This window comes from Shewanella sp. Arc9-LZ, from assembly GCF_010092445.1.
In the GTDB taxonomy this organism is placed as follows: Bacteria; Pseudomonadota; Gammaproteobacteria; order Enterobacterales; family Shewanellaceae; genus Shewanella.
The window spans coordinates 4,565,303-4,582,325 of the sequence record NZ_CP048031.1 but is presented as its reverse complement, the minus strand read 5'-3'; the positions used below and the strand labels follow the sequence as shown (position 1 = coordinate 4,582,325).

Here is a 17,023-nt window from a genome sequence, read left to right as displayed (position 1 = left end):
ATTCGCTACCTTTTTTGTTTCTGGGATAATAAAACTGACTGATAAATTCACCCTTTGTGGATAACTTTGGGGGTAAATAGTGGGTATCATGTAGTTAAGTGCTCAAATGAATAAAAGATCATAAAAAGATCATTTTTTTGCACAAAAGCGCTTGCACTAAATCTTAAGCTGCCTATAATGCGCATCCACTGACACGGCATACAGCGAAAGCGAAAACCAGTTAGCGTTATTAACAACTACTTAGTAGTGTTGGTAACAGGCGAAAAGAAGTTTGAAAAAACACTTGACGCAATAAAGGGAATGCGTAGAATACGCAGCCCAAGCCAACGACCTAGCGTCTGACGGCGATGTCTGAAAAATCGACATCAAGCTCTTTAACAATTTATCAAGTAATCTGTGTGGACATTCACAGGTATTGAGTTATTCGAAATTGTCTTCTGTTCTTCGGAATGTTGGCAATCAAAAATTTAAACTCAATGCAACGATGAGTGTTCATAGTAATATGTACAAACATTTAATTGATTCTTCCGAGTCTTTTAAATGAAATCAGAATTCATTGAGCCGAAAGCGTCGTTCTTATTTATAAGAGTGGGGTTTTCAAAAGAACTTTAATTGAAGAGTTTGATCATGGCTCAGATTGAACGCTGGCGGCAGGCCTAACACATGCAAGTCGAGCGGTAACACAAGGGAGCTTGCTTCTGAGGTGACGAGCGGCGGACGGGTGAGTAATGCCTAGGGATCTGCCCAGTCGAGGGGGATAACAGTTGGAAACGACTGCTAATACCGCATACGCCCTACGGGGGAAAGGAGGGGACCTTCGGGCCTTCCGCGATTGGATGAACCTAGGTGGGATTAGCTAGTTGGTGAGGTAATGGCTCACCAAGGCGACGATCCCTAGCTGTTCTGAGAGGATGATCAGCCACACTGGGACTGAGACACGGCCCAGACTCCTACGGGAGGCAGCAGTGGGGAATATTGCACAATGGGGGAAACCCTGATGCAGCCATGCCGCGTGTGTGAAGAAGGCCTTCGGGTTGTAAAGCACTTTCAGTAGGGAGGAAAGGTAATAGTTTAATAAACTATTACTGTGACGTTACCTACAGAAGAAGGACCGGCTAACTCCGTGCCAGCAGCCGCGGTAATACGGAGGGTCCGAGCGTTAATCGGAATTACTGGGCGTAAAGCGTGCGCAGGCGGTTTGTTAAGCCAGATGTGAAATCCCCGGGCTCAACCTGGGAATTGCATTTGGAACTGGCGAACTAGAGTCTTGTAGAGGGGGGTAGAATTCCAGGTGTAGCGGTGAAATGCGTAGATATCTGGAGGAATACCGGTGGCGAAGGCGGCCCCCTGGACAAAGACTGACGCTCATGCACGAAAGCGTGGGGAGCAAACAGGATTAGATACCCTGGTAGTCCACGCCGTAAACGATGTCTACTCGGAGTTTGGTGACTTAGTCACTGGGCTCCCAAGCTAACGCATTAAGTAGACCGCCTGGGGAGTACGGCCGCAAGGTTAAAACTCAAATGAATTGACGGGGGCCCGCACAAGCGGTGGAGCATGTGGTTTAATTCGATGCAACGCGAAGAACCTTACCTACTCTTGACATCCACAGAAGAGACCAGAGATGGACTTGTGCCTTCGGGAACTGTGAGACAGGTGCTGCATGGCTGTCGTCAGCTCGTGTTGTGAAATGTTGGGTTAAGTCCCGCAACGAGCGCAACCCCTATCCTTATTTGCCAGCACGTAATGGTGGGAACTCTAGGGAGACTGCCGGTGATAAACCGGAGGAAGGTGGGGACGACGTCAAGTCATCATGGCCCTTACGAGTAGGGCTACACACGTGCTACAATGGCGTATACAGAGGGTTGCAAAGCCGCGAGGTGGAGCTAATCTCACAAAGTACGTCGTAGTCCGGATCGGAGTCTGCAACTCGACTCCGTGAAGTCGGAATCGCTAGTAATCGTGGATCAGAATGCCACGGTGAATACGTTCCCGGGCCTTGTACACACCGCCCGTCACACCATGGGAGTGGGCTGCAAAAGAAGTGGGTAGTTTAACCTTCGGGAGAACGCTCACCACTTTGTGGTTCATGACTGGGGTGAAGTCGTAACAAGGTAGCCCTAGGGGAACCTGGGGCTGGATCACCTCCTTACCTATACGACTAACTCAATACCTAAAGTGCAGAGATGCATGTGAGTGTTCACACAGATTACTTGATAGAAGAAAGAGAAATTACGTTGGGTCTGTAGCTCAGCTGGTTAGAGCGCACCCCTGATAAGGGTGAGGTCGGTGGTTCAAGTCCACTCTGACCCACCAATCTTTCCTACTCTGCGTTGGATGATAACTCGTTTAGTCAACTAAACGTCGCTATCAACCGCCTTGATTAGAAACGATTGGCAAGCCAATTTTTTTGGTAAGACCTTCATTGAAGGTAAACGTAAAATCTCAACTGCATGTAAATGGGGCTATAGCTCAGCTGGGAGAGCGCCTGCCTTGCACGCAGGAGGTCTGCGGTTCGATCCCGCATAGCTCCACCATTTACACTTATCATGACGATAAGCATATGCATAGGTTAGAGATGCCAAAGATAAACGAGATTTTATCTTTGGCTTTTTTAAGCCCGCTCTTTAACAATTTGGAAAGCTGATAGTACTAACTAAAGGCGCATGAATGACGATTCGTTGTTATTGGTGTGATGATGTTAGTGCGAAAAACGTTAATGCGAAAGCATTAACACTTGAGTTCTCAAAACACTGTTTAAGTGTCTTGAATATTCTAAAAAACTAAGGCGAGTCCACTTCCTGGTCGGAGGTGAGACAAGTAAAAACCAGCTGGTCATGATATGGCCCAGATGTTCACGCAAGTGAAACTCATTTGGGTTGTATGGTTAAGTGACCAAGCGTATACGGTGGATGCCTTGGCAGTCAGAGGCGATGAAGGACGTAATAACTTGCGAAAAGCGTTGGCGAGCTAGTAATAAGCATTTGAGCTAACGATATCCGAATGGGGAAACCCAGCAGCATAAGCTGTTATCACTACATGAATACATAGTGTAGTGAGGCAAACCCGGGGAACTGAAACATCTAAGTACCCGGAGGAAAAGAAATCAACCGAGATTCCCCTAGTAGCGGCGAGCGAACGGGGATTAGCCCTTAAGTCTATGGGGTGTTAGTGGAATGTGTTGGAAAGCACAGCGGCACAGGGTGATAGCCCCGTACATGAAAACTAACCATAGATGAAAACGAGTAAGGCGGGACACGTGACATCCTGTTTGAATATGGGGGGACCATCCTCCAAGGCTAAATACTCCTGACTGACCGATAGTGAACCAGTACCGTGAGGGAAAGGCGAAAAGAACCCCTGTGAGGGGAGTGAAATAGAACCTGAAACCGTATACGTACAAGCAGTGGGAGCGGTTCTTGAGACCGTGACTGCGTACCTTTTGTATAATGGGTCAGCGACTTACATTTTGTAGCGAGGTTAAGCGAATAGCGGAGCCGTAGGGAAACCGAGTGTTAACTGCGCGTTTAGTTGCAAGGTGTAGACCCGAAACCGAGTGATCTAGCCATGGGCAGGTTGAAGGTTGAGTAACATCAACTGGAGGACCGAACCGACTTATGTTGAAAAATGAGCGGATGACTTGTGGCTGGGGGTGAAAGGCCAATCAAACTCGGAGATATCTGGTTCTCCTCGAAAGCTATTTAGGTAGCGCCTCGAGCGAATACCATTGGGGGTAGAGCACTGTTAAGGCTAGGGGGTCATCCCGACTTACCAACCCTTTGCAAACTCCGAATACCAATGAGTACTACTCGGGAGACAGACAGCGGGTGCTAACGTCCGTTGTCAAAAGGGAAACAACCCAGACCGTCAGCTAAGGTCCCAAAGTGTATGTTAAGTGGGAAACGATGTGGGAAGGCTTAGACAGCTAGGATGTTGGCTTAGAAGCAGCCATCATTTAAAGAAAGCGTAATAGCTCACTAGTCGAGTCGGCCTGCGCGGAAGATTTAACGGGGCTAAACATACCACCGAAGCTACGGGTGCATTTCATTAGAGATGCGCGGTAGAGGAGCGTTCTGTAAGCGGTTGAAGGTGAAGGGGTAACCCACACTGGACGTATCAGAAGTGCGAATGCTGACATGAGTAACGATAAAGGGAGTGAAAAACTCCCTCGCCGGAAGACCAAGGGTTCCTGTCCAACGTTAATCGGGGCAGGGTGAGTCGACCCCTAAGGTGAGGCCGAAAGGCGTAATCGATGGGAAACAGATTAATATTTCTGTACTTCCGCTAACTGCGATGGAGAGACGGAGAAGGCTAGGCTAGCGCGGCGTTGGTAGTCCGCGTTTAAGGTGGTAGGTTGATTTCTTAGGCAAATCCGGGAAATCGTACTTTAATGTACAGGCTGAGAGCTGATGACGAGTCACTAAGGTGATGAAGTAGTTGATGCCATGCTTCCAGGAAAATCTTCTAAGCTTCAGGTTAGCGGGAATCGTACCCCAAACCGACACAGGTGGTCGGGTAGAGAATACCAAGGCGCTTGAGAGAACTCGGCTGAAGGAACTAGGCAAAATGGTACCGTAACTTCGGGAGAAGGTACGCTCTTGTTGGTGATGAGACTTGCTCTCTAAGCTGACGGGAGTCGCAGATACCAGGTGGCTGCAACTGTTTATCAAAAACACAGCACTGTGCAAAATCGCAAGATGACGTATACGGTGTGACGCCTGCCCGGTGCCGGAAGGTTAATTGATTGGGTTATCTTCGGAGAAGCTCATGATCGAAGCCCCGGTAAACGGCGGCCGTAACTATAACGGTCCTAAGGTAGCGAAATTCCTTGTCGGGTAAGTTCCGACCTGCACGAATGGCGTAATGATGGCCACGCTGTCTCCAGCCGAGACTCAGTGAAGTTGAAATTGCGGTGAAGATGCCGTATACCCGCGGCTAGACGGAAAGACCCCGTGAACCTTTACTATAGCTTGGCACTGAACATTGAACCTACATGTGTAGGATAGGTGGGAGACTTTGAAGCTTGGACGCTAGTCTGAGTGGAGTCAATCTTGAAATACCACCCTTGTAGTTTTGATGTTCTAACTCTGGCCCCTTATCGGGGTTGAGGACAGTGCCTGGTGGGTAGTTTGACTGGGGCGGTCTCCTCCCAAAGAGTAACGGAGGAGCACGAAGGTTGGCTAAGTACGGTCGGACATCGTACGGTTAGTGCAATGGCATAAGCCAGCTTAACTGCGAGACATACACGTCGAGCAGGTACGAAAGTAGGTCATAGTGATCCGGTGGTTCTGAATGGAAGGGCCATCGCTCAACGGATAAAAGGTACTCCGGGGATAACAGGCTGATACCGCCCAAGAGTTCATATCGACGGCGGTGTTTGGCACCTCGATGTCGGCTCATCACATCCTGGGGCTGAAGTCGGTCCCAAGGGTATGGCTGTTCGCCATTTAAAGTGGTACGCGAGCTGGGTTCAGAACGTCGTGAGACAGTTCGGTCCCTATCTGCCGTGGGCGTTGGATGATTGAAGGGAGCTGCTCCTAGTACGAGAGGACCGGAGTGGACGAACCGCTGGTGTTCGGGTTGTCATGCCAATGGCATTGCCCGGTAGCTACGTTCGGAATCGATAACCGCTGAAAGCATCTAAGCGGGAAGCGAGCCCTAAGATGAGTCATCCCTAGAGCTTTAAGCTCTCTAAAGGGCCGTAGGAGACTACTACGTTGATAGGCAAGGTGTGTAAGCGTTGTGAGGCGTTGAGCTAACTTGTACTAATGACCCGTGAGGCTTAACCATACAACCCAGATGGGTTTTACTGATACGACTTAGTATTAGAATGAGGCGCTTAAACAGTGGTCATAAAATGCTCAATGCGTTTATGACATCAAGTACATTCGTGTACTTGTTGAACTCAAGACTCTTGATAGAGTAAAAGCAATCAGCTTTCCGAATTATTATTTAATGCATCAAGAATAGTGCGTTAGATAAACAAAATTTGTCTGGAAACCATAGAGCTGTGGCACCACCTGATCCCATTCCGAACTCAGAAGTGAAACACAGTATCGCCGATGGTAGTTTGGGGTCTCCCCATGCGAGAGTAGGTCATTTCCAGGCGCCTAATAAGCTTCAAGTAGTAGCTTTTGCTGATATGGCTCAGTTGGTAGAGCGCATCCTTGGTAAGGATGAGGTCCCCAGTTCGATTCTGGGTATCAGCACCAAGAATAATCTAGTGTTACGTCCTAGAGAAGAGTTTGTCTGGAAACCATAGAGCTGTGGCACCACCTGATTCCATTCCGAACTCAGAAGTGAAACACAGTATCGCCGATGGTAGTTTGGGGTCTCCCCATGCGAGAGTAGGTCATTTCCAGGCGCCTAATTGACTTGAGAGAGTCGCGAAACAGCCCGCTATTATGTAGCGGGCTTTTTTTCGTCTGCAATTTATAGTGTAGAGTTTGTTATTGGTCAAAACATGGCAGCAGTTTGTCGAATATGCCCATGTGTGAGTAGGTCATTTCCAGGCGCCTAATAAGCTTCAAGTAGTAGCTTTTGCTGATATGGCTCAGTTGGTAGAGCGCATCCTTGGTAAGGATGAGGTCCCCAGTTCGATTCTGGGTATCAGCACCAAGAATAATCTAGTGTTACGTCCTAGAGAAGAGTTTGTCTGGAAACCATAGAGCTGTGGCACCACCTGATCCCATTCCGAACTCAGAAGTGAAACACAGTATCGCCGATGGTAGTTTGGGGTCTCCCCATGCGAGAGTAGGTCATTTCCAGGCGCCTAATTGACTCGAAAGAGTAGTGATAAGCCCGTTACTAACGTAACGGGCTTTTTTACGTTTATAATTTATAGTATAGAGTTTGTTATTGGCCAAAACATGACAGCAGTTTGTCGAATATGCCCATGCGTCCCCTTCGGGGATAAAAGAGTAGGTCATTTCCAGGCGCCTAATTGGCTGCAATAGTCGCGAAACAGCCCGCTATTATATAGCGGGCTTTTTTGTATCCAAAATTTGTATCGTGCCGGGAGTTAATTCATCAATCTAGTTCACTCCTTAAAACATCAACACTGCAGGCCTTTGAATTTGTGCATATACGTCGTTTACAGATTCATTAAGCTACAATAAAAATCATACTTAGGTATCGATTTTTTTGAGGTTTCCTAAGAAGGGTTCCATTACTGCATTGTGCCAGCAGTTATGTCTTTGACTGATACTCTGTCCTATTTGATACTTTCATGGCTTTCATATTGGCTCAAATCAAATGGGGATTTTGTCTTTCACAACAGGCAACTTACCAATGTCTCACATATAAATTTATTACCACAGCTAAATAGGTCCATTTTGTTCTAGGCCAGATACGTTATAAAATCAGACCAGGTTTATCGCGCCAACATTACACTCTTGTTGTAACAAACTAGGCGTAACTGTAGGTTCATCATTGGCTATCTTGTAGTGATTTTTTCTCTACTGATTAGTTGGTTACCTCTTAATAATTATCGAACTCCCTTTCTAAGTAACAATAAACGTGAATATTCTCATCGATAATACGGTCTAACTTTCATCCATCAATATCGGCAGATGCGGTTATTAGGTTATTAGGTTATTAGGTTATTAGGTTATTAGGTTATTAGGTTATTAGGTTATTAGGTGCCACTTGCCGTTAATTGATGTCATGACGCAATTCTCTAGGGTTTATGTTGGATTGATAACACCAAAGTGTATCAGTACTCATTATTAGCTCGATTATATGATTGGCCAAACGTGATTTATCTACTTTTGGGCAGCATAGAGCACAAATGCAAAGCTCATCATCAAAATCGATAATATGCTTGCCCATCTGACCAGGGGTAAAATATGAATTTAGTTATCCATGATTGTGGGTAAGTCTGTGGGTAAGGTGTGCCTAAGGTGGTGTTAAGTCGAGTATAAGAATTAATTGATAAATATGCTAAAAAAGGCCTTGCGCAAAACCGTGTGGTGCCTATAATGCGCATCCACTGACACGGCAGACAGCGCAAGCGGTTACCGAGTCAGGTTGAATTAAGTGCTTCAAAACACAGAGTTCAAGGCGAAAAGAAAGTTTGAAAAAACACTTGACGCCAACCCGGGAAAGCGTAGAATACGCACCCCAAGCCAACGACCTAGCGTCAACGGCCGCTGAATGAAAAATCGAAAGATGTTCATGTTAGCAACGTTCTTTAACAATCTAAACAAGAAATCTGTGTGGACATTCACAGGTATTGAGTTATTCGAAATTGTCTTCTGTTCTTCGGAATGTTGGCAATCAAAAAATTACAACTCAATGCAACGATGAATGTTCATAGTAATATGTACAAACATTTAATTGATTCTTCCGAGTCTTTTAAATGAAATCAGAATTCATTGAGCCGAAAGCGTCGTTCTTATTTATAAGAGTGGGGTTTTCAAAAGAACTTTAATTGAAGAGTTTGATCATGGCTCAGATTGAACGCTGGCGGCAGGCCTAACACATGCAAGTCGAGCGGTAACACAAGGGAGCTTGCTTCTGAGGTGACGAGCGGCGGACGGGTGAGTAATGCCTAGGGATCTGCCCAGTCGAGGGGGATAACAGTTGGAAACGACTGCTAATACCGCATACGCCCTACGGGGGAAAGGAGGGGACCTTCGGGCCTTCCGCGATTGGATGAACCTAGGTGGGATTAGCTAGTTGGTGAGGTAATGGCTCACCAAGGCGACGATCCCTAGCTGTTCTGAGAGGATGATCAGCCACACTGGGACTGAGACACGGCCCAGACTCCTACGGGAGGCAGCAGTGGGGAATATTGCACAATGGGGGAAACCCTGATGCAGCCATGCCGCGTGTGTGAAGAAGGCCTTCGGGTTGTAAAGCACTTTCAGTAGGGAGGAAAGGTAATAGTTTAATAAACTATTACTGTGACGTTACCTACAGAAGAAGGACCGGCTAACTCCGTGCCAGCAGCCGCGGTAATACGGAGGGTCCGAGCGTTAATCGGAATTACTGGGCGTAAAGCGTGCGCAGGCGGTTTGTTAAGCCAGATGTGAAATCCCCGGGCTCAACCTGGGAATTGCATTTGGAACTGGCGAACTAGAGTCTTGTAGAGGGGGGTAGAATTCCAGGTGTAGCGGTGAAATGCGTAGATATCTGGAGGAATACCGGTGGCGAAGGCGGCCCCCTGGACAAAGACTGACGCTCATGCACGAAAGCGTGGGGAGCAAACAGGATTAGATACCCTGGTAGTCCACGCCGTAAACGATGTCTACTCGGAGTTTGGTGACTTAGTCACTGGGCTCCCAAGCTAACGCATTAAGTAGACCGCCTGGGGAGTACGGCCGCAAGGTTAAAACTCAAATGAATTGACGGGGGCCCGCACAAGCGGTGGAGCATGTGGTTTAATTCGATGCAACGCGAAGAACCTTACCTACTCTTGACATCCACAGAAGAGACCAGAGATGGACTTGTGCCTTCGGGAACTGTGAGACAGGTGCTGCATGGCTGTCGTCAGCTCGTGTTGTGAAATGTTGGGTTAAGTCCCGCAACGAGCGCAACCCCTATCCTTATTTGCCAGCACGTAATGGTGGGAACTCTAGGGAGACTGCCGGTGATAAACCGGAGGAAGGTGGGGACGACGTCAAGTCATCATGGCCCTTACGAGTAGGGCTACACACGTGCTACAATGGCGTATACAGAGGGTTGCAAAGCCGCGAGGTGGAGCTAATCTCACAAAGTACGTCGTAGTCCGGATCGGAGTCTGCAACTCGACTCCGTGAAGTCGGAATCGCTAGTAATCGTGGATCAGAATGCCACGGTGAATACGTTCCCGGGCCTTGTACACACCGCCCGTCACACCATGGGAGTGGGCTGCAAAAGAAGTGGGTAGTTTAACCTTCGGGAGAACGCTCACCACTTTGTGGTTCATGACTGGGGTGAAGTCGTAACAAGGTAGCCCTAGGGGAACCTGGGGCTGGATCACCTCCTTACCTATACGACTAACTCAATACCTAAAGTGCAGAGATGCATGTGAGTGTTCACACAGATTACTTGTTAACTTCTTCGGAAGTAGAGTGAAACACACCGCTTGCCGGTTAAGTGTTGTTCTTTAACAATTTGGAAAGCTGATAGTACTAACTAAAGGCGCATGAATGACGATTCGTTGTTATTGATGTGATTACGTTAGTGCGAAAAACGTTAATGCGAAAGCATTAACACTTGAGTTCTCAAAACACTGTTTAAGTGTCTTGAATATTCTAAAAAACTAAGGCGAGTCCACTTCCTGGTCGGAGGTGAGACAAGTAAAAACCAGCTGGTCATGATATGGCCCAGATGTTCACGCAAGTGAAACTCATTTGGGTTGTATGGTTAAGTGACCAAGCGTATACGGTGGATGCCTTGGCAGTCAGAGGCGATGAAGGACGTAATAACTTGCGAAAAGCGTTGGCGAGCTAGTAATAAGCATTTGAGCTAACGATATCCGAATGGGGAAACCCAGCAGCATAAGCTGTTATCACTACATGAATACATAGTGTAGTGAGGCAAACCCGGGGAACTGAAACATCTAAGTACCCGGAGGAAAAGAAATCAACCGAGATTCCCCTAGTAGCGGCGAGCGAACGGGGATTAGCCCTTAAGTCTATGGGGTGTTAGTGGAATGTGTTGGAAAGCACAGCGGCACAGGGTGATAGCCCCGTACATGAAAACTAACCATAGATGAAAACGAGTAAGGCGGGACACGTGACATCCTGTTTGAATATGGGGGGACCATCCTCCAAGGCTAAATACTCCTGACTGACCGATAGTGAACCAGTACCGTGAGGGAAAGGCGAAAAGAACCCCTGTGAGGGGAGTGAAATAGAACCTGAAACCGTATACGTACAAGCAGTGGGAGCGGTTCTTGAGACCGTGACTGCGTACCTTTTGTATAATGGGTCAGCGACTTACATTTTGTAGCGAGGTTAAGCGAATAGCGGAGCCGTAGGGAAACCGAGTGTTAACTGCGCGTTTAGTTGCAAGGTGTAGACCCGAAACCGAGTGATCTAGCCATGGGCAGGTTGAAGGTTGAGTAACATCAACTGGAGGACCGAACCGACTTATGTTGAAAAATGAGCGGATGACTTGTGGCTGGGGGTGAAAGGCCAATCAAACTCGGAGATATCTGGTTCTCCTCGAAAGCTATTTAGGTAGCGCCTCGAGCGAATACCATTGGGGGTAGAGCACTGTTAAGGCTAGGGGGTCATCCCGACTTACCAACCCTTTGCAAACTCCGAATACCAATGAGTACTACTCGGGAGACAGACAGCGGGTGCTAACGTCCGTTGTCAAAAGGGAAACAACCCAGACCGTCAGCTAAGGTCCCAAAGTGTATGTTAAGTGGGAAACGATGTGGGAAGGCTTAGACAGCTAGGATGTTGGCTTAGAAGCAGCCATCATTTAAAGAAAGCGTAATAGCTCACTAGTCGAGTCGGCCTGCGCGGAAGATTTAACGGGGCTAAACATACCACCGAAGCTACGGGTGCATTTCATTAGAGATGCGCGGTAGAGGAGCGTTCTGTAAGCGGTTGAAGGTGAAGGGGTAACCCACACTGGACGTATCAGAAGTGCGAATGCTGACATGAGTAACGATAAAGGGAGTGAAAAACTCCCTCGCCGGAAGACCAAGGGTTCCTGTCCAACGTTAATCGGGGCAGGGTGAGTCGACCCCTAAGGTGAGGCCGAAAGGCGTAATCGATGGGAAACAGATTAATATTTCTGTACTTCCGCTAACTGCGATGGAGAGACGGAGAAGGCTAGGCTAGCGCGGCGTTGGTAGTCCGCGTTTAAGGTGGTAGGTTGATTTCTTAGGCAAATCCGGGAAATCGTACTTTAATGTACAGGCTGAGAGCTGATGACGAGTCACTACGGTGATGAAGTAGTTGATGCCATGCTTCCAGGAAAATCTTCTAAGCTTCAGGTTAGTGGGAATCGTACCCCAAACCGACACAGGTGGTCGGGTAGAGAATACCAAGGCGCTTGAGAGAACTCGGCTGAAGGAACTAGGCAAAATGGTACCGTAACTTCGGGAGAAGGTACGCTCTTGTTGGTGATGAGACTTGCTCTCTAAGCTGACGGGAGTCGCAGATACCAGGTGGCTGCAACTGTTTATCAAAAACACAGCACTGTGCAAAATCGCAAGATGACGTATACGGTGTGACGCCTGCCCGGTGCCGGAAGGTTAATTGATTGGGTTATCTTCGGAGAAGCTCATGATCGAAGCCCCGGTAAACGGCGGCCGTAACTATAACGGTCCTAAGGTAGCGAAATTCCTTGTCGGGTAAGTTCCGACCTGCACGAATGGCGTAATGATGGCCACGCTGTCTCCAGCCGAGACTCAGTGAAGTTGAAATTGCGGTGAAGATGCCGTATACCCGCGGCTAGACGGAAAGACCCCGTGAACCTTTACTATAGCTTGGCACTGAACATTGAACCTACATGTGTAGGATAGGTGGGAGACTTTGAAGCTTGGACGCTAGTCTGAGTGGAGTCAATCTTGAAATACCACCCTTGTAGTTTTGATGTTCTAACTCTGGCCCCTTATCGGGGTTGAGGACAGTGCCTGGTGGGTAGTTTGACTGGGGCGGTCTCCTCCCAAAGAGTAACGGAGGAGCACGAAGGTTGGCTAAGTACGGTCGGACATCGTACGGTTAGTGCAATGGCATAAGCCAGCTTAACTGCGAGACATACACGTCGAGCAGGTACGAAAGTAGGTCATAGTGATCCGGTGGTTCTGAATGGAAGGGCCATCGCTCAACGGATAAAAGGTACTCCGGGGATAACAGGCTGATACCGCCCAAGAGTTCATATCGACGGCGGTGTTTGGCACCTCGATGTCGGCTCATCACATCCTGGGGCTGAAGTCGGTCCCAAGGGTATGGCTGTTCGCCATTTAAAGTGGTACGCGAGCTGGGTTCAGAACGTCGTGAGACAGTTCGGTCCCTATCTGCCGTGGGCGTTGGATGATTGAAGGGAGCTGCTCCTAGTACGAGAGGACCGGAGTGGACGAACCGCTGGTGTTCGGGTTGTCATGCCAATGGCATTGCCCGGTAGCTACGTTCGGAATCGATAACCGCTGAAAGCATCTAAGCGGGAAGCGAGCCCTAAGATGAGTCATCCCTAGAGCTTTAAGCTCTCTAAAGGGCCGTAGGAGACTACTACGTTGATAGGCAAGGTGTGTAAGCGTTGTGAGGCGTTGAGCTAACTTGTACTAATGACCCGTGAGGCTTAACCATACAACCCAGATGGGTTTTACTGATACGACTTAGTATTAGAATAAAGCGCTTAAGCAGTGCGAGAGACTCAAAAAGCAATCAGCTTTCCGAATTATTATTTAATGCATCAAGAATAGTGCGTTAGATAAACAAAATTTGTCTGGAAACCATAGAGCTGTGGCACCACCTGATCCCATTCCGAACTCAGAAGTGAAACACAGTATCGCCGATGGTAGTTTGGGGTCTCCCCATGCGAGAGTAGGTCATTTCCAGGCGCCTAATTGACTCGAAAGAGTAGTGATAAGCCCGTTACTAACGTAACGGGCTTTTTTACGTCTATAATTTATAGTGTAGAGTTTGTTATTGGCCAAAACATGACAGCAGTTTGTCGAATATGCCCATGCGTGAGTAGGTCATTTCCAGGCGCCTAATTGACTTTAGAGAGTCGCGAAACAGCCCGCTATTATATAGCGGGCTTTTTTGTATCCAAAATTTGAGAATACGGTGGTTGATAGCATCCATCATAGTGCAGACGATATTGATCTGGTCAATTAAATTTGCACTCCAAACAGGGGCACGTGTTTAGGCTGTCATTTCGGCTATTGATGTAGTCAGATAGTCGTTATAACTATGACCACGTTTTTATCGACTTAACGTTTTAAAATGACTAAACAACGGTTAATTACGGCGCTATGTAATGCTCCAATGAATATTGATAGAGAAGGAGTATTTGTGAATTTTTTCAAGGCAGGGAAATATCTTTTTAAGGCCATTACTTTATTAGCAATGGACTTATTTTTTAGATCGGTATTTAAATGGGGAGGGACAATTTCAGAGTTCAGCTAATATCTTTTCTACGATAGGCTGATTGGCTTCTGGGAAGTCGTACTCTGCAATACTATGTATCGGCACCCATTCAATTTGCTGCTGTTCCATACCTTGCGCTTGGTTTGAAAATTCAGTAATTAAATGAATATCAAGTCTGACGTGTTTATCTGGATAATCATGACAGATGTCCATGAAGGGAGTTGAATTAGCTACATCAAGATTAACTTCCTCTTTGAGCTCTCTAATTAACGCTTCAGTAACCGTTTCATTAATTTCCACCTTACCGCCAGGGAATTCCCACTTTCCACCTTGATGAAGGTGTCCGAGCCTTTTAGCCAGTAAAATGTGCCTATCTTGATTAATGATGACACCAACAGCGACATGAATTCTTTTTTGCAAGTGTTGCCCCTTATCATTTCAACTTATTGTTTAAAGAAGTCACCTTCATCAAAACCAATGTCATCAAGCATATCTGGATCGATACTATTCTTCAGCGGAATAGCATGCTTCTCGCTGGCCCAGTCGCCAAGATCGATCAATTTACAACGTTCGCTGCAAAAAGGTTTAAATAGGGATTCATCTTTCCATTCAACTTTGGTTCTGCAAATTGGGCAGTTTACTACTGTTAAAGGCATAATCATTCTTGGTTATTTATATTACTAGTGATGTTAAAGTGTTTATGTGCAGGTTGCTAGTGAGAACTCAACAGTTTCACTGGTATGACGATGTAAATCGAAATCGACAAAATGAATGGCATAACGATTTCGATTGCCGCTGATGGTGGGATAACAGTTTTGATTGGAATTTATTTGTACTCGAATTAATGACAGAGGTTGAACTGAGTTACCTTGGTAGAAACCCACTGGAGCTTGGCATAAACCAAAATCTGCTGTCGTTCGAATCAGTTCCAGAAGTAATGTGATCGGGGCGAGTAGAGGCTGGTATTGAATAAGCCAACTTTTGATATCTTGCTGTCGATGTTGCCAGTCTTTGCCAAGCCAAAAGTGCAGCTGTGGAAAGTCGAAATTACAGTATGCGCCAGTCATGTTGAAGCGCTGTCGTAATGCAGAGATAAATTTGTCTTGTTTAAGGCTACAGCCAATTCTTTCTTGTGCTTGCAGTGGTAATTTTAGCGCGATAAGTCTTTGGGTGAGTTGATCCACTTGAGCATTATCTACATTTGAGTGGGCACGCCAATGAGAAATTATCTGAATCTGTTTTTCAATATCTTTTAAAATATCGGTGCGATAATCACAACGTTCAGTTAGTTCGGCAAGAGCAAATAAAGGGCTAAAACATTGATGTTGGTTATCTTGTTCGGCATGCTGTTTCAACTGTAGGGCAAGGTTTTCTATACGTAAATAACTGCGTATTTTTTCATTTAATGGTTGTTCATAAATTAAATCAGTCATTGACGTTAGTTTCTAAATCGGCTGCCTGTTGTAAGTATTGCTGATGCAGACGAAGTACTTGACTGCGCAACAGCTCATATTCTCCTTGATTATCAATAATGTTATCAGCTTTAGCAAGTCGTTGCTCTCGAGTCATTTGACTCGCCAGAATATGCTCTACCTGTTGTTTACTGACACCATCACGTTGCATCGTCCTTGAAATCTGTAACTCTGGTGCTATATCTACAACCAAAGTAGTATCAACTAAACTATCTAAGTGATTCTCAAATAGCAAGGGTACTACCATTATTACATATGCAGAAGTCGATGCTTGCACTTGGTTGAGCATCTTTTGGCGGATCATTGGATGGAGTAAATTATTAAGCCATAAACGTTGTTGAGGATTATCGAATACCTGTGCTCGTAGAGCTGCTCTATCAAGGCTACCATCGGTTAGAAGTAGCGACTGACCAAAGTGTTGTACTATCGCGTTTAGACCGTCAGAGCCAATAGATACCACCTCTCGGGCGATAACATCGGCATCCACTAAGTCTATGCCATACTCTGCAAATAAGTTAGCCACGGTGGTTTTACCGCTGGCTATGCCGCCTGTTAGCCCTACAACATACTTGTTTAAGCTCATAACGTACTAAGATACCAATTAAGAATGTCATGTCCCCATACTAACGCTATCCAGCCTGCTGCAGCGATATAAGGACCAAAGGGGATTGGGTTACCTTTGTTGAGCTTCTTAGTCATAATCATGGTTATGCCAACTACCGCGCCTACTAGTGAAGACAGTAAAATAATTAATGGCAGCATTTGCCAGCCTAACCAGGCACCGAAAACGGCTAATAGTTTAAAGTCACCGTAGCCCATACCTTCTTTGCCAGTAACTAATTTAAATAACCAGAATACCGACCATAAACTTAAATACCCTGCAGCAGCGCCAATAATCGCGTCTTCCGGACTGGTATAAATGCCTTTAAGGTTAATGATTAATCCTAACCAAAGAATTGGTAACGTTAGCTGATCCGGTAATAGCATTTCATCTAAATCGATGCCAGTTAACGCCACTAACACAAACGTTAGAATGCTGGCATACACAAATTGCCATGTTGGGCCAAAATGCCATGCTAATGCGGCAATTAATACGCCAGTTAACAGTTCAATAATGGGATAACGGCTTGAAATACTGGTTTTGCAATCAGCACACTTACCCTTAAGCATCATCCAACCTAATATTGGCAGATTATGCCAAGGCTTTATATTGGCCTTGCATTTAGGGCAGGCGGAACCTGGCACTACCAGATTGTATTTTTCAGGAAAGGGATCGATGGCTTTCTGTAAACGCTCACTGCCTACTTGTTTAACAATGTCAGGATGATATTCGTTGAGATAAAAGTTACATTCGCTTTGCCATTCACGTTTCATCATCACCGGTAAACGGTGGATCACGACGTTGAGAAAGCTGCCAATGGTGGCAGCAAAAATAAAGCTAATCGCAACAAAGACCCAAGGGTTTTGAATCATTGTTGCAACAAAAGTAGAGATGAATTCAGTCATTTTTTC

General features: G+C 46.4%; 5 protein-coding genes, 4 tRNA genes and 8 rRNA genes. 12 read left to right on the top strand and 5 right to left on the bottom strand.

Annotation, left to right across the window (positions count from 1 at the left end):
- Positions 1–609: 609 nt before the first annotated feature.
- From GUY17_RS19665 to rrf (GUY17_RS19610), 12 genes are all read left to right on the top strand, one after another.
- Positions 610–2,152, top strand: a 16S ribosomal RNA gene (locus GUY17_RS19665).
- Positions 2,153–2,239: 87 nt separating this feature from the next.
- Positions 2,240–2,316 (top strand) — tRNA-Ile (locus GUY17_RS19660).
- A 145-nt stretch (positions 2,317–2,461) separates the two neighbouring features.
- Positions 2,462–2,537: transfer RNA gene (locus tag GUY17_RS19655), tRNA-Ala, on the top strand.
- A gap of 348 nt (positions 2,538–2,885) precedes the next feature.
- Positions 2,886–5,790 (top strand): 23S ribosomal RNA (locus GUY17_RS19650).
- 202 nt (positions 5,791–5,992) lie between these two features.
- Positions 5,993–6,108 (top strand): 5S ribosomal RNA (gene rrf / locus GUY17_RS19645).
- A 28-nt stretch (positions 6,109–6,136) separates the two neighbouring features.
- A tRNA-Thr gene (locus GUY17_RS19640) sits at positions 6,137–6,212 on the top strand.
- 36 nt (positions 6,213–6,248) lie between these two features.
- A 5S ribosomal RNA gene (gene rrf, locus GUY17_RS19635) occupies positions 6,249–6,364 on the top strand.
- Positions 6,365–6,542: 178 nt separating this feature from the next.
- Positions 6,543–6,618: transfer RNA gene (locus tag GUY17_RS19630), tRNA-Thr, on the top strand.
- A gap of 36 nt (positions 6,619–6,654) precedes the next feature.
- Positions 6,655–6,770: ribosomal RNA gene (gene rrf / locus GUY17_RS19625) — 5S ribosomal RNA — on the top strand.
- Between the two features lie 1,658 nt (positions 6,771–8,428).
- A 16S ribosomal RNA gene (locus GUY17_RS19620) occupies positions 8,429–9,971 on the top strand.
- A 377-nt stretch (positions 9,972–10,348) separates the two neighbouring features.
- Positions 10,349–13,253, top strand: a 23S ribosomal RNA gene (locus GUY17_RS19615).
- A 138-nt stretch (positions 13,254–13,391) separates the two neighbouring features.
- Positions 13,392–13,507 (top strand): 5S ribosomal RNA (rrf, locus tag GUY17_RS19610).
- The 16S, 23S and 5S rRNA genes sit together here with 4 tRNA genes alongside, the layout of an rRNA operon.
- Positions 13,508–14,063: 556 nt before the next feature.
- Here the strand turns inward: rrf (GUY17_RS19610) and mutT are convergent.
- From mutT to GUY17_RS19585, 5 genes are read right to left on the bottom strand one after another with little or no spacing between them, the layout of a single operon-like run.
- A complete protein-coding gene (gene mutT, locus GUY17_RS19605; RefSeq protein WP_162024086.1) occupies positions 14,064–14,459 on the bottom strand; it encodes an 8-oxo-dGTP diphosphatase MutT in 396 nt (131 codons plus the stop codon).
- 23 nt (positions 14,460–14,482) lie between these two features.
- Positions 14,483–14,695, bottom strand: coding sequence for a DNA gyrase inhibitor YacG (gene yacG / locus GUY17_RS19600; protein ID WP_162024085.1), 213 nt, complete (start codon positions 14,693–14,695; stop codon positions 14,483–14,485).
- A 42-nt stretch (positions 14,696–14,737) separates the two neighbouring features.
- The gene (zapD, locus tag GUY17_RS19595; RefSeq protein ID WP_162024084.1) at positions 14,738–15,472 is read right to left on the bottom strand and encodes a cell division protein ZapD; all 735 of its coding nucleotides are present in this window, start codon (positions 15,470–15,472) and stop codon (positions 14,738–14,740) included.
- Positions 15,465–16,094: a dephospho-CoA kinase gene (gene coaE / locus GUY17_RS19590; RefSeq protein ID WP_162024083.1), complete on the bottom strand. Its 630-nt coding sequence runs from the start codon at positions 16,092–16,094 to the stop codon at positions 15,465–15,467. Before coaE ends, zapD begins: the two co-directional genes overlap by 8 nt.
- Entirely contained in the window at positions 16,091–17,017 is a 927-nt protein-coding gene (locus tag GUY17_RS19585; RefSeq protein ID WP_162024082.1) for an A24 family peptidase, read from the bottom strand. The genes coaE and GUY17_RS19585 overlap by 4 nt, the downstream gene beginning before the upstream one ends.
- Between the last annotated feature and the right edge of the window lie 6 nt (positions 17,018–17,023).

What these genes read in the sequence shown, in the direction of transcription:
- yacG (WP_162024085.1), bottom strand. Translation starts at nt 14,695, where the DNA reads ATGCCTTTAACAGTAGTAAACTGCCCAATTTGCAGAACCAAAGTTGAA.
- zapD (WP_162024084.1), bottom strand. Translation starts at nt 15,472, where the DNA reads ATGACTGATTTAATTTATGAACAACCATTAAATGAAAAAATACGCAGT.
- coaE (WP_162024083.1), bottom strand. Translation starts at nt 16,094, where the DNA reads ATGAGCTTAAACAAGTATGTTGTAGGGCTAACAGGCGGCATAGCCAGC.
- GUY17_RS19585 (WP_162024082.1), bottom strand. Translation starts at nt 17,017, where the DNA reads ATGACTGAATTCATCTCTACTTTTGTTGCAACAATGATTCAAAACCCT.